Annotated in this window: 12 protein-coding genes; 7 read left to right on the forward strand and 5 right to left on the reverse strand. The window is 72.4% G+C overall.

Features of this window, described 5'->3' with window-relative positions:
- The first annotated feature begins 119 nt into the window (after window positions 1-119).
- From ACKUU6_RS20160 to ACKUU6_RS20180, 5 genes are all read left to right on the forward strand, one after another.
- On the forward strand, window positions 120-746 hold the full coding sequence (locus ACKUU6_RS20160; protein WP_407989957.1) for a TetR family transcriptional regulator: 627 nt from the start codon (window positions 120-122) through the stop codon (window positions 744-746).
- Entirely contained in the window at window positions 746-1,465 is a 720-nt protein-coding gene (locus tag ACKUU6_RS20165; RefSeq protein ID WP_407989958.1) for a leucine-rich repeat domain-containing protein, read from the forward strand. The genes ACKUU6_RS20160 and ACKUU6_RS20165 overlap by 1 nt, the downstream gene beginning before the upstream one ends.
- A 64-nt stretch (window positions 1,466-1,529) precedes the next feature.
- The gene (locus ACKUU6_RS20170; protein WP_407989959.1) at window positions 1,530-2,243 is read left to right on the forward strand and encodes an ABC transporter ATP-binding protein; all 714 of its coding nucleotides are present in this window, start codon (window positions 1,530-1,532) and stop codon (window positions 2,241-2,243) included.
- Window positions 2,240-2,977 (forward strand): ABC transporter permease, encoded by a 738-nt coding sequence (locus ACKUU6_RS20175; protein WP_407989960.1) that lies wholly within the window; start codon window positions 2,240-2,242, stop codon window positions 2,975-2,977. The genes ACKUU6_RS20170 and ACKUU6_RS20175 overlap by 4 nt, the downstream gene beginning before the upstream one ends.
- Before the next feature lie 70 nt (window positions 2,978-3,047).
- On the forward strand, window positions 3,048-3,728 hold the full coding sequence (locus ACKUU6_RS20180; RefSeq protein WP_407989961.1) for a PH domain-containing protein: 681 nt from the start codon (window positions 3,048-3,050) through the stop codon (window positions 3,726-3,728).
- 64 nt (window positions 3,729-3,792) lie between these two features.
- Here the strand turns inward: ACKUU6_RS20180 and ACKUU6_RS20185 are convergent, their stop codons facing one another.
- The 3 genes from ACKUU6_RS20185 to ACKUU6_RS20195 all read right to left on the reverse strand — a co-directional run bounded on the left by ACKUU6_RS20185 (window position 3,793) and on the right by ACKUU6_RS20195 (window position 7,160).
- Window positions 3,793-5,478, reverse strand: coding sequence for a phospho-sugar mutase (locus tag ACKUU6_RS20185; protein WP_407989962.1), 1,686 nt, complete (start codon window positions 5,476-5,478; stop codon window positions 3,793-3,795).
- A 267-nt stretch (window positions 5,479-5,745) separates the two neighbouring features.
- Window positions 5,746-6,582: a purine-nucleoside phosphorylase gene (locus tag ACKUU6_RS20190; RefSeq protein ID WP_407989963.1), complete on the reverse strand. Its 837-nt coding sequence runs from the start codon at window positions 6,580-6,582 to the stop codon at window positions 5,746-5,748.
- 140 nt (window positions 6,583-6,722) lie between these two features.
- Window positions 6,723-7,160, reverse strand: a complete 438-nt coding sequence (locus ACKUU6_RS20195) for a gamma-glutamylcyclotransferase (protein WP_184918813.1) — start codon at window positions 7,158-7,160, stop codon at window positions 6,723-6,725.
- 160 nt (window positions 7,161-7,320) lie between these two features.
- On the opposite strand from ACKUU6_RS20195, the gene ACKUU6_RS20200 reads away from it, so the two are divergent.
- Window positions 7,321-8,775: an NAD(P)H-quinone dehydrogenase gene (locus ACKUU6_RS20200; protein ID WP_407989964.1), complete on the forward strand. Its 1,455-nt coding sequence runs from the start codon at window positions 7,321-7,323 to the stop codon at window positions 8,773-8,775.
- Between the two features lie 187 nt (window positions 8,776-8,962).
- A complete protein-coding gene (locus ACKUU6_RS20205; RefSeq protein WP_407989965.1) occupies window positions 8,963-9,889 on the forward strand; it encodes a DeoR/GlpR family DNA-binding transcription regulator in 927 nt (308 codons plus the stop codon).
- A 149-nt stretch (window positions 9,890-10,038) separates the two neighbouring features.
- Here ACKUU6_RS20205 and ACKUU6_RS20210 read toward each other — a convergent pair whose 3' ends face one another.
- Window positions 10,039-11,814, reverse strand: coding sequence for an acetyl/propionyl/methylcrotonyl-CoA carboxylase subunit alpha (locus ACKUU6_RS20210; RefSeq protein ID WP_407989966.1), 1,776 nt, complete (start codon window positions 11,812-11,814; stop codon window positions 10,039-10,041).
- A 219-nt stretch (window positions 11,815-12,033) separates the two neighbouring features.
- Window positions 12,034-12,780 carry a hypothetical protein gene (locus tag ACKUU6_RS20215; protein ID WP_407989967.1) on the reverse strand — a complete coding sequence of 249 codons (747 nt, stop codon included), beginning with the start codon at window positions 12,778-12,780 and terminating at the stop codon, window positions 12,034-12,036.
- Window positions 12,781-12,882: the final 102 nt, after the last annotated feature.

The following is a 12,882-nucleotide window of genomic DNA, read 5'->3' on the forward strand; positions in this document are numbered from 1 at the left end:
GAGCGGTGGGTGCTCTCACCGTCGGGACCGGATCGTCCCGGCTGGCCTCTCGAGCCGTTTGGGCAACAGCTTGTCGCCCGAGCTCCGCCGACCGGGCCGGGCCTGGCGACAATGGCCTGGTGACCTCAGCTGAGCAGCCCGCGACCCCCGACCCGACGCCCCGGAAGCGGACCGGGCGCCGTCCTGGCTCGGCCGACACCCGGCGCACCGTGCTGGAGGCGGCCAGGGCGGAGTTCGCCGCGCGTGGGTACGAGAGGGCGAGCATGCGGGCGATCGGGCGGGTGGCCGGGGTGGACGCGGCGCTGCTGCACCACTACTTCGGGACCAAGGACCAGCTCTTCCTGGCCGCGCTGGAGTTGCCCGTCGATCCCCGGGCCGTGGTGGCGCACGCGTTGGCGGGTGACCGGGCGACCGTGGGGGAGCGGGTGGCCGGTTTCGTGCTCACGCTGTGGGAGCAGCCCGGCGTGCTGGACCGGATGCTCGCGTTGATCCGGGCGGCGGCGACGGCCGAGCAGGTGGCGCAGTTGATGCGCGGGTTCGTGACCGTCGAGCTGATCGCCCGGATCGCCGCCGAACTGGACGTGGAGCAGCCCGAGCTCCGGGCCGAGCTGATGTTCTCCCAGATCGTCGGCCTGGCGATGGCCCGCTACGTGGTGAAGGTCGAGCCGCTCGCCTCCGCCACCCGCGAGGAGCTGCTGCCGCTGCTCGCCCCGACCTTCCAGAACTACCTGACGGCGGGCGCCTGATGGAGGAGACCCTCAACTTCTGGCGCCGCCCGCTGGACGAGGTCCCGGACGAGGTGTGGCGCCACCCGGGCCTGCGGGTCCTGATCCTCGCGGACACCGGACTGACCGCTCTCCCGTCCCGGATCGGTGACCTCCGACAGCTGCGTACCCTGGACCTCGGCCACAACCGGATCACCGAAATCCCGCCTGAGCTCGGCGACTTGACCGCCCTTAGCGACTTCCTCTACCTGCACGACAACCAGCTCACCGCCCTGCCGGCCTCGCTCTCCCGCCTGACCGTCCTCCGCTATCTCAACGTCTCCGGGAACCGCCTCACCGAACTCCCTTCCGAGGTCGGCCGGTTGACCGCGCTGGTCGAACTCCGTGTCCAGCACAACCGGTTGACGAGCCTCCCGTCCACCCTCGGTGGTCTCCGCTCGCTGCGCGAGCTCTGGCTGCGCGGCAACGCCCTCGACCGACTGCCCGCCTCCGTCGCCGGACTGTCCGAACTGCGCCACCTCGACCTGCGTGAGAACGCCCTCCCCGCCGTCCCCGAAGCGCTCGCCGTCCTGCCCCGCCTGCGTCACCTCGACCTCCGGTCCAACCGGCTCCGGGGCCTGCCGGACTGGCTGGTCACCATGCCCGCCCTGGAGAAGCTCGACCTGCGGTGGAACGAGGTGCGGCCGGCGCCCTCGCTGCTCGCCGAACTGGCCCGGCGGGGGTGCGTCGTCCTGCACTGATCCGAGCGCCGGAAGTCCTGCCCGGCGCCTTGACGGGTACCGCGCGCCGCGCAAAACTCATCGCATGATGAATTATGCGGTCCGGGTCACCGGCCTCACCGTCGACCGGGGCGGCCACCCCGTCCTGCACGCCCTCGACCTGGACGTCCCCACCGGATCGGTCACCGGTCTGCTGGGGCCGAGCGGGTGCGGCAAGACCACCCTGCTGCGCTCGATCGTCGGAGTGCAGCGGGTCTCGGGCGGCCGGGTCGAGGTGCTCGGCGCACCGGCCGGCAGCGCCGGGCTGCGGAGCCGGATCGGCTACCTGACCCAGGCCCCGTCCGTCTACGGCGACCTCACCGTCGCCGAGAACCTGCGGTACTTCGCCGCCGTCCTCGGTGCGCCGGCCACCGACCCCGACCGGGTGATCGAGGCGGTCGGCCTCACCGCCCACCGGGACCACCGCGCGGCCCGCCTCTCCGGCGGCCAGCAGGCCCGTGTCTCGCTCGCCGCCGCGCTGGTCGGCACCCCGGAACTGCTGGTCCTGGACGAGCCCACTGTCGGCCTCGACCCGGTGCTCCGCCGTGACCTCTGGCAGCTCTTCCGCCAGCTCGCCGACGCGGGCAGCACCCTGCTGGTCTCCAGCCACGTGATGGACGAGGCGGTGCGCTGCGACCGCCTGCTGCTGATGCGCGACGGCCGCCTGCTGGCCGCCGACACCCCCGCCGGCCTGCTGGCCCGTACCGGCGCCGCCGACGTGGACGCCGCCTTCCTCAGCCTGGTCGGGAGCACCTCGTGAACCTCCGCCGTACTCTGGCCACCGCCCGCCGCGTCCTGGCCCAACTCCGCCACGACCCCCGGACCCTGGTGATGCTGCTGGTGGTGCCCTGCCTGCTGCTCACGCTGCTCAGGTACATGTTCGACGGGCAGCCGCAGGTGTTCGACCAGGTCGGCGGCGCGCTGCTGGGGATCTTCCCGCTGCTGGTGATGTTCCTGGTCACCTCGGTCGCGATGCTCCGCGAGCGGACCAGCGGCACCCTGGAACGCCTGCTCACCATGCCGCTCGGCAAGCTGGACCTGCTGCTCGGTTACGCGATCGCCTTCGGCCTGGTCGCCCTGGTCCAGGCCGCGCTGGCCTCCGCCCTCACGCTCGGCCTGCTCGGGCTCGACATCCAGGGGCCGACCTGGCTGGTCTTCGCGGTCGCGGTCGGTGACGGGCTGCTCGGGATGGCGCTCGGCCTGCTGGTCTCCGCGTTCGCCGAGACCGAGTTCCAGGCCGTCCAGTTCCTCCCGGCGGTGATCCTGCCGCAGCTCCTGCTCTGCGGTCTGTTCGTCCCCCGCGAGGCGATGGCCCCGGTCCTGCGCTGGGTCTCGGACGTCCTCCCGCTCTCGTACGCGGTCGACGCGATGGACCACCTCGCCATCAGCCCCGACGTCACCGGCGCTGCGGTCCGTGACCTGGCGGTGATCGGTGGCTGTGTGCTGCTGGCGCTCACTCTCGGTGCGGCCACGCTGCGCCGCCGCACGGCCTGACGGGTCGTCGGCAGCCCGGTGCCGGGCTCCTCCCGGTGCCGGGTGTGAGCGATGGTGCAGAATCTCGCTCATGACCGATTCCGACGGCAGGCCCGACCCGGGCAGCGCCGCCTCCGAGCTCAAGTACGCCGACCGCGTCTACCGCTCCGTCCCCGGTGTCATCTCCGGCGTGCTGCTGCTGGCCGTGGCCGGCTGGCTGATCATCGACGCGGTGCTGACCGGCTCCGGCCGGACGCCCTGGATCGCGCTGGCCTGCGCCCCGGTCTTCGGCCTGCCGGTGATCGCCTACACGCTCCGGCCCACGGTGCGCGCGAACGACGTGCGGTTGCTGGTCCGGAACCCGTTCCGGACCGTGGACGCCCCCTGGGCCTCGGTGGAGGGCCTCCGGGCCGGGTACTCGGTCGAGCTCTTCGCCGGCGGGAAGAAGTACCAGGTGTGGGCCGTCCCGGTGTCCCTCCGCGCCCGGAAGAAGGCCACCCGTTCGGCCACCCGCGCCGCGGCCGCCGACGACCCGAAGGCGTCCCGCGGCGCCGACCTGGTCAACCCGATGCGCTCCGTCCGCGCGGGCCAGCCCGACCCCACCAAGGCCTGGTCCGACCAGGTGGTCGTCACCCTCCTGGAGATCGCCGAACGCAACGCCGGCAACCCCGCCGCCGCCGGCCCGGTCGTGGTCCGCTGGTGCTGGTGGCTCATCGCCCCCACCGCAGTCGGCCTGATCGCCCTGATCACCTTGATCGTCGCCACCAACTGACACCACGCACGACGGTGCCCGGCCCCCCGCACGGGGTGGCCGGGCACCGTCGCGTCACGGCGGGTCAGATGCCGGCGGCCACCGCCAGGTCGCGCTTGACCGCGTCGAGCAGCGCCGTCGCCCGGGCCCGGGTGTCGGCGAGGTCGGCGGCGCTGGGGACCGGGAGGACGACCTCCAGGTAGCACTTGAGCTTGGGCTCGGTGCCGGAGGGGCGGACGACGATCCGGGCGGCGGTGACCTCAGGGCCGGTCAGGTGGTACCGGAGGCCGTCGGTGGGCGGGAGTTCGGCGGAGCCGGCCGTCAGGTCGTCGGCGCGGGTGACGCGCAGGCCCGCCAGCACGGTCGGCGGCTGGTCGCGCAGGCGCTGCATGGCGGCCGCGATCAGCGAGAGGTCGTCGACTCGGACCGAGAGCTGGTCGGTGGCGTGCAGGCCGTGTTCGAGGGCCAGGTCGTCGAGCAGGTCGGTCAGGGTGCGGCCGGACCGCTTGAGGGTGGCGGCGAGTTCGGCGACCAGCAGGGCGGCGGTGATGCCGTCCTTGTCGCGGACGCCCTCGGGGTCGACGCTGTAGCCGAGCGCCTCCTCGTAGCCGTACCGCAGACCTTCGGCGCGGGAGATCCACTTGAAGCCGGTCAGGGTCTCGGCGTAGCCCAGGCCCGCCGCCGCCGCGATCCGGCCGAGCAGGGTGGAGGAGACGATGGTGGTGGCGAAGACCCCCGTCGCCCGCTTGGCGACCAGCGCGGAGCCGAGCAGCGCGCCCACCTCGTCGCCGCGCAGCATCCGCCAGCCGCCGTTGTCCGGGACGGCGACGGCGCAGCGGTCCGCGTCCGGGTCGTTGGCGATCACGATGTCGGGCCCGACCGAGGCGGCGGTGCGGAACGCGAGGTCCATCGCGCCCGGCTCCTCCGGGTTCGGGAACGCCACGGTGGGGAAGTCCGGATCGGGCTCGGCCTGCTCGGCGACCACGGTCGGGGCGGGGAAGCCGGCCTGCTTGAAGGCGGCCACCAGGGTGTCCCGGCCGACGCCGTGCATCGGGGTGTAGACCACGTCGAGGTCGCGGGCCCCGGCCGGGTCGACCACGGTGACGGCGCGGTCCAGGTACGCCTGGACGACATCCTCGCCGAGGACCTCCCAGCCGTCCTCGGCCAGCGGCACCTGGTCCAGCGAGACGATCGCGTCGATCTCGGCGGCGATGCCCGCGTCGGCGGGCGGGACGATCTGCGAGCCGTCGCCGAGGTAGACCTTGTAGCCGTTGTCCTGCGGCGGGTTGTGGCTGGCGGTCACGGTGACGCCGGCCGCCGCGCCCAGGTGGCGGACGGCGAAGGCCAGCACCGGGGTGGGCAGCGGCCGCGGCAGCAGCGCGGCGCGCAGCCCGGCGCCGACCACCACGGCGGCGGTGTCCCGGGCGAAGTCGTACGACTTGTGGCGGGCGTCGTAGCCGATCACGACCAGGTCGCCGAGCTGTTCGGCCTTCACGTACGCGACCAGGCCGGCGGCGGCCCGGATCACCACGGCGCGGTTCATCCGCATCGGGCCCGCGCCCAGCTCGCCGCGCAGCCCGGCGGTGCCGAACTGGAGCCGGTCGCTGAAGCGTTCGGCCAGCCGGGACCAGGCCATCCGTTCGCCGCCACCGGGTTCGCCCTCGGCGGCTGCCAGCAGCGCGGTCAGCTCCTCCCGGGTGTCCGGGTCCGGGTCCTCGGCGAGCCAGGTCCGGGCGCGGACGAGGAGGTCGGTGGTCGGTGCCTGCGACATTGCTGCCAGCTCCCTCTGAGGGTGGGTGAGATGACGAAGCCGCCGCCCCGGCCGGGTGCCTGGCCCGGTGGGATTCGCCCCGTCGCGTCGTTCGGTGCGTGCTCTCACCGCACCGGCCAAAGGCCCGAGTAGCTCCGCTACGAGGGCCTCCGGTCGGCACGCCGAGAGCACGCACCGAACGACGCTCCTTATGGGCCGAATCCCACCGGGCCAGGCACCACCCTGGGGCCGACGGCTCCGGACTACTGATTCTGCGTCAGGTGAGGGTCAGATCCGCTCAAGGACCTTCGCCAGCAGCGCGCCCATCCGCTCGGCGCTGGCCTTGCCGGCCTCCAGCACCTCTTCGTGGTTGAGCGGCTCGCCGGTGATGCCGGCCGCCAGGTTGGTGACCAGGGAGATGCCCAGCACCTCGGCACCGGCCTCGCGGGCGGCGATCGCCTCCAGCGTGGTGGACATGCCGACCAGCTCGCCACCGATCGCCCGGACCATGCCGATCTCGGCCGGGGTCTCGTAGTGCGGCCCGCGGAACTGCACGTAAACGGCCTCGTCGAGGGAGGAGTCCACCTCGCGGCAGAGCTCGCGCAGCCGCTTGGAGTACAGGTCGGTGAGGTCGACGAAGTTGGCGCCGACGATCGGGGAGTCCGCGGTGAGGTTGATGTGGTCGCTGATCAGCACCGGCTGACCGGGCACCCAGCCCTCGCGCAGACCGCCGCAGCCGTTGGTCAGCACCACGGTCTCGCAGCCCGCCGCGACAGCGGTGCGGACGCCGTGCACCACGGTGGCCACGCCGTGGCCCTCGTAGTAGTGGTTGCGGCCCAGGAAGATCAGCGCCCGCTTACTGGCCCCACCCTCACCGGCGATCTTCACCGAGCGGACCTTGCCGGAGTGGCCCGCGACGGCCGGCGCCGGGAAGCCGGGCAGGTCGGTGACCGGGAACTCAGCCACGGTCTCGCCGAGGGCGTCGGCAGCCGGCACCCAGCCGGAGCCCATCACCAGGGCGACGTCGTGGCGCTCGGCACCGGTCAGCTCACGCAGACGCGCGGCGGCCGCCCCGGCGGCGGCGTAGGGGTCGGCGGAGACGTTGGACTGAGGAGATGCGTTCACGTCACCGAGAATAGACGGCAATCGCCTACGCGCGTAGACATACCCGCCGAACCATGCCGGATCGTTACCCGGATGACCTAGTGACCCAACCGAACACCCGCTACGGGCCGCCCTGTTCGGAGAGTCCTACAAGCAGGTCATCAGCAGGGACGTCGCCGCAGGTCCAGTACGTAGTCGTGCGGCGCGCCGGCGCTCTCCGCCGCGTCCGCGATCATGCCCAGGTAGCGGGCGGCGGGCAGCCCGCCCTCCCAGTCGTTCAGCACGTACGTCCAGACCGGGATGTCCCCGTCCAGGGTGTGCGCCCGCAGCCGGATCTTGCGGTAGATGCCGAGCTGCACGCCCTCCCAGCGGTCGAGGCCGTCCTCGTCCATCGGCGCGACGTCGTAGAGCGAGACGAAGACCTGTTCCTTCTCGTCCTCCACCACGGTGGCCAGCGAGCCCTCCCAGCCGAGCTGCTCGCCGCCGAAGGTCATCCGCCAGCCGTCCAGCCATCCGGTGCCGCGCAGCGGCGAGTGGGGGGCGCGGCGGCTCATCTGCCGGGCGTCGAGGTTCGTGGCGTACGCGGCGTAGAGGGGCATGGGCGTCAGCCTACGGGAGAGCGGCGGCCGTGAGGGAGCGGGTACGGAGCGCCTGACGGTCCGTCCGATCACGCGTTCCGGACAGTTCACGACCGGCTTCGACCGTCGCTGAGCACAATGCAACGCCCCCGGCGTGGCGCCGGTCCCGGCGTACGGGACAATGGTGCATGTGACTCGGATCGTGATCATCGGTGGCGGACCCGGCGGATATGAGGCGGCCCTCGTGGCCGCCCAGCTCGGCGCGGAGGTGACCGTTGTCGACCGCGACGGTCTGGGCGGATCGGCGGTGCTGACGGACTGTGTGCCGTCCAAGACCCTGATCGCGACGGCGGAGGTGATGACCACCTTCGACAGCTCGTACGAGGAGCTGGGCATCATCGTCGCGGACGACACCCCACCGATCGAGGGATCGGCCCGGGTGGTCGGGGTCGACCTCGGGAAGGTCAACCGACGGGTGAAGCGGCTGGCCATCGCGCAGTCGCACGACATCACGCAGTCGGTCACCAGGGCGGGCGTCACCGTGCTGCGCGGCAAGGGCCGGCTCGGCCCCGGCGGCCAGGCGGTGGACGGCTCCCGCGAGGTGATCGTGGAGGGCGCCGACGGTTCAACCGAGACGCTGCAGGCCGACGCCGTGCTGATCGCCACCGGCGTGCACCCGCGAGAGCTCCCGGACGCTCAGCCGGACGGCGAGCGCATCCTCACCTGGACCCAGGTCTACGACCTGGAGGAGCTGCCCAGCGAGCTGATCGTGGTCGGCTCGGGCGTCACCGGCGCCGAGTTCGCCGGCGCGTACCAGGCGCTCGGCTCCAAGGTCACCCTGGTCTCCTCCCGCGACCGGGTGCTGCCCGGCGAGGACCCGGACGCCGCCGAGGTGCTCGAGGAGGTCTTCCGTCGCCGCGGCATGAACGTGATGGGCCGCTCGCGGGCCGAGAGTGCGAAGCGGATCGGCGACCGGGTCGAGGTCACCCTCTCGGACGGCACCGTGATCGAGGGCAGCCACTGTCTGATGGCGGTCGGCTCGGTGCCGAACACCGCCGGTCTCGGCCTGGAGGAGGCCGGGGTCAAGCTCAACGACTGGGGCCAGATCCAGGTCGACCGGGTCTCCAGGACCAGCGTCCCGGGGGTGTACGCGGCCGGTGACTGCACCGGTGTCTTCATGCTCGCCTCGGTCGCCGCGATGCAGGGCCGGATCGCGATGTACCACGTGCTCGGCGACGCCGTGCAGCCGCTCAACCTGAAGACGGTGGCCTCCAACGTCTTCACCGACCCGGAGATCGCCACGGTCGGCTACACCGCCACCGACGTCTCCTGCGGCAAGATGGACGCGATCGCGATCAAGCTCCCGCTGCGCGGCAACCCGCGGGCCAAGATGCAGGGCATCAGGGACGGCTTCGTGAAGCTGTTCTGCCGCCCGGGCACCGGCATCGTGGTCGGCGGTGTGGTGGTCGCGCCGCGCGCCAGCGAACTCATCCATTCGATCTCGCTCGCGGTGGACAACAACTTGACGGTCGAACAGGTGGCCGGTGCGTTCACGGTCTACCCGTCCCTCTCCGGCTCCACCGCCGAGGCCGCCCGCCAGCTGCACATCCGCAAGCGGGAGGACTCGGACTCCTGAGCTGCGGAACGGAGTTGAGGCGGTCGCCGGTGGCGGCCGCCTCAGCCGTCTCACCCGCCCGGCCCAGCGTGATCACCGGTAGCTGACGGCGCGTATTGTACGGTCGCGCGCTGTCCCCAGGTGAGCATTTCCCGATACCAGCTGCAAACGCCTGAAAGCAGACGGTCATTCGGTTACCGTCGGTTCTGTGTTTGCTGCAGAACGTCGCCAGTTGATCCTAGAAATGGTGCGCGCCAACGGAGCGGTCTCGCTCCGGGAGTTGGCCCGCGTCGTCCAGACCTCCGAGGTCACCGTACGCCGAGACGTCCGGGCGCTGGAGGCCGAAGGGCTGCTCGACCGCCGGCACGGCGGCGCGGTGCTCCCCGGCGGCTTCAGCCGGGAGCCCGGCTATCCGCAGAAGACCCATCTCGCGGCCGCCGAGAAGAGCGCGATCGCCGATCTCGCCGCCTCGATGGTCGAGGAGGGGGACGCCGTGGTGGTCGGTGCGGGCACCACCACCCAGGAGTTGGCCCGACGGCTGGCCCGGGTGCCCGGGCTGACGGTGGTCACCAACTCGCTGCTGGTCGCCCAGGCGCTGGCGCACGCCAACCGGGTGGAGGTGGTGATGACCGGCGGTACGCTGCGCGGCTCCAACTACGCCCTGGTGGGCAGCGGGGCGGAGCAGTCGCTGCACGGGCTGCGGGTCTCCAAGGCCTTCATCTCCGGCAGCGGACTGACCGCCGAGCGCGGTCTCTCCACCACCAACATGCTCTCCGCGAGCGTGGACCGGGCGCTGGTGCAGTCGGCCACCGAGGTCATCGTCCTCGCCGACCACACCAAGCTCGGCGCGGACACCATGTTCCAGACCGTCCCGACCGAGGCGATCACCCGCCTGGTGACGGACGAACAGGCCGTCGGCACCGACCCGACCGGCCGCGAGCTGGACGCGCTCGCCGACTGCGGCGTGCAGATCTCGATCGCCCCGCTCGGCGCCCCGGTGGAACCCCCGGCCCACCAGCAGTCCGCCTCGGTCAACGGCGCCCCCCGGCGCCCGGCCCCGCTGCCCGGGCAGCGCCGACCGGCACACCAACTCCCTGGGCGTCTGACCGAGTTGAGCCCCTCCCGTGTGCGCTGAACACAGCAGGGGCCCGGGGAGCCACGACGCCGACCTCGTACGAGGTCGCCCCCGGGTGCGGGGTCGGGCGCTTTCGCCCTGACCCGCACACCGGATCCCGTCGCCGCTCCCCGAGCCCCTGACGGTGCCACGGGAGCCCGGACCGAAGATCAGTCCTTGATCTCGCAGAGCACCGCGCCACTGCTCACGCTGCCACCGACCTCGGCCTTGAGGCCGGTGACGGTGCCCGCCTTGTGGGCGTTGAGCGGCTGCTCCATCTTCATCGCCTCCAGGACCACGATCAGCTCGCCCTCGGCGACCACCTGGCCCTCCTCGACGGCGACCTTGACGATGGTGCCCTGCATCGGCGAGGCCAGCGTGTCACCGCCGGCCGCCGCGCCGGCCTTCTTGGCGCCGACCCGGCGCTTGGCCTTGCCGGTCGCCGAGGCGCCGGCCGCCGGTGCGGCGGAGACACCGAGCGAGGACGGCAGCGAGACCTCGATCCGCTTGCCGCCGACCTCGACCACCACGGTCTCCCGCTGGTCGGCCTCGTCCGCGTCCGCGCCGCCGCCGGTGAAGGCCGGGACGGTGTTGTCGAACTCGGTCTCGATCCACCGGGTGAAGACCGTGAACGGGCCCTCGCCGCCGTGCACCTCCGGCGCGAACGCCGGGTCGGTGACGACCGCCTGGTGGAAGGGGATGGCGGTGGCCATGCCCTCGACCTTGAACTCGGCCAGCGCCCGGGCGGCGCGCTGCAGCGCCTGCTTGCGGGTGGCGCCGGTGACGATCAGCTTGGCCAGCAGCGAGTCCCAGGCGGGGCCGATGACCGAGCCGGTCTCGACGCCCGCGTCCAGCCGGACACCGGGGCCCGACGGCGGCGCGAACAGGGTCACGGTGCCGGGGGCGGGCAGGAAGTTGCGGCCCGGGTCCTCGCCGTTGATGCGGAACTCCAGCGAGTGGCCGCGGATCTCCGGGTCGTCGTAGCCGAGCTCCTCGCCGTCGGCGATCCGGAACATCTCGCGGACCAGGTCGATCCCGGTGACCTCCTCGGAGACCGGGTGCTCCACCTGGAGACGGGTGTTGACCTCCAGGAAGGAGATCAGCCCGTCCTGGGAGACCAGGAACTCGCAGGTACCGGCGCCGACGTAGCCCGCCTCGCGGAGGATCGCCTTCGAGGCCCGGTACAGCTCGGCGTTCTGCTCGGCCGTCAGGAACGGCGCGGGCGCCTCCTCGACCAGCTTCTGGTGCCGGCGCTGGAGCGAGCAGTCACGGGTCGAGACGACCACCACGTTGCCGTGCTGGTCGGCCAGGCACTGGGTCTCCACGTGCCGCGGCTTGTCCAGGTACTGCTCGACGAAGCACTCGCCGCGACCGAAGGCGGCGACCGCCTCGCGGACCGCCGACTCGTACAGCTCGGGGATCTCCTCCAGCGTGCGGGCGACCTTGAGGCCGCGGCCGCCGCCACCGAACGCCGCCTTGATGGCGACCGGGAGGCCGTGCTCGCGGGCGAACACCACGACCTCGTCGGCACCCTGGACCGGCTCCGGCGTACCGGCCACCAGCGGGGCACCGGCGCGCTGGGCGACGTGACGGGCGGTCACCTTGTCGCCGAGGTCGCGGATCGCCTGCGGGGGCGGGCCGATCCAGGTCAGGCCCGCGTCGATCACGGCCTGCGCGAACTCCGCGTTCTCGGACAGGAAGCCGTAACCCGGGTGGATCGCGTCAGCCCCGGAGTCCGCCGCGGCCTGGAGCACCTTGGCGATGTCCAGGTAGCTGGTGGCGGGGGTGTCGCCGCCGAGCGCGTACGCCTCGTCGGCCGCACGGACGTGGAGGGCGTCCCGGTCCGGCTCGGCGTAGACGGCGACGCTGGCGATACCGGCATCCGAGCAGGCCCGGGCGACTCGGACGGCGATTTCGCCACGGTTGGCGATGAGCACCTTGCGCACGTTTGGCTCCCTTCTTGAACCTCGTTGAGTTTATGGATTGCAAGGGTGTACCGGCGAGTAGCCCCAGGTGGTGAGCTTGCCCACACGGAGCGTGACGCGTATTCGTGATCACCCGGATACGGAGCGGCATGCACCGCTGGTGGCGACGTTACGCGGTCGGCCTATAGCGGAACCGAAGCCGACGGGGGCCGCCCTGGGCGAGCCGTGGCCTTCACCACATCACCCGGCTCCGCCCGCCGGATCGGCCGTCGCGAACGCCTTGGCGGTGACGTCCGAGGCGAGTTCGACCACGTCGGGCCCGTACGCCTCCGGGTTGACCACCTTGAGCACCAGGGCGAAGGCGCCGTCCCGGCCGTGCCCGCGCGCCAGTTGGCGGTGGCGGGCGGTCAGGTAGCGGACCGCCGCGTGGTTGGAGGTCGCGGTCTGGCCGGCTATCAGGAAGACGGGACGGCTGCCGGCGCCGGCGTGCACCCGGGCCAGCAGGACGTACGCCAGGGCCGCCCCGTCGGTGGAGTCGTGGCGGAACGTCTCGTCGCCCGCGGTAATGGTGCCGGCGTAGTGCTGCCCCGGTTCCGCGACGAAGCTCACGCCGGGCAGCCAGTTGCGCAGGTGGGCGGCGGTCCGCTCGTTGCTCTCCGGGCCGCCGAGGCAGAACTCGGCCTTCCCGCCCAGCCCCTGGCGGACCTGGTCGTGCCCGACCACGTCGGCCCGGGCGCCGCACTCCTTGACCAGCGCGGCCAGCTCCATCAGCGCGTACACGTCGTTGCGCGAGACACTCTTCGAACTCGTCACCGCGGTGTGCCGGTTGACCACCAGCAGGCATTCGGTGCCGTCCGGCATGCCGAAGAACTCCCGCACCCGGCCGATCCGTCGGCGACGGCGCAGGGTGGGGGCGAGCCAGCCGAGGCCGGCGCTGATGGCACTGGCCAGCAGACCGAGCGCCAGGTTGAGCAGGCTGTCGATCATCGCACTGTGCCCTCCTGGTCCGGTCCCGATCCGACGACCGCGCCAGCCTAGCGGCCGGGTCCGCCCGGCGAGGGTGGCTCAGGGCAACAGATGTACGACCCA

The sequence above is a fragment of the Kitasatospora sp. CMC57 genome, from assembly GCF_045866025.2.
Classification (GTDB): domain Bacteria; phylum Actinomycetota; class Actinomycetes; order Streptomycetales; family Streptomycetaceae; genus Kitasatospora.

What these genes read in the sequence shown, in the direction of transcription:
- ACKUU6_RS20165 (WP_407989958.1), top strand. Translation starts at nt 746, where the DNA reads ATGGAGGAGACCCTCAACTTCTGGCGCCGCCCGCTGGACGAGGTCCCG.
- ACKUU6_RS20170 (WP_407989959.1), top strand. Translation starts at nt 1,530, where the DNA reads ATGATGAATTATGCGGTCCGGGTCACCGGCCTCACCGTCGACCGGGGC.
- ACKUU6_RS20180 (WP_407989961.1), top strand. Translation starts at nt 3,048, where the DNA reads ATGACCGATTCCGACGGCAGGCCCGACCCGGGCAGCGCCGCCTCCGAG.
- ACKUU6_RS20185 (WP_407989962.1), bottom strand. Translation starts at nt 5,478, where the DNA reads ATGTCGCAGGCACCGACCACCGACCTCCTCGTCCGCGCCCGGACCTGG.
- ACKUU6_RS20195 (WP_184918813.1), bottom strand. Translation starts at nt 7,160, where the DNA reads ATGCCCCTCTACGCCGCGTACGCCACGAACCTCGACGCCCGGCAGATG.
- ACKUU6_RS20200 (WP_407989964.1), top strand. Translation starts at nt 7,321, where the DNA reads ATGGTGCATGTGACTCGGATCGTGATCATCGGTGGCGGACCCGGCGGA.
- ACKUU6_RS20215 (WP_407989967.1), bottom strand. Translation starts at nt 12,780, where the DNA reads ATGATCGACAGCCTGCTCAACCTGGCGCTCGGTCTGCTGGCCAGTGCC.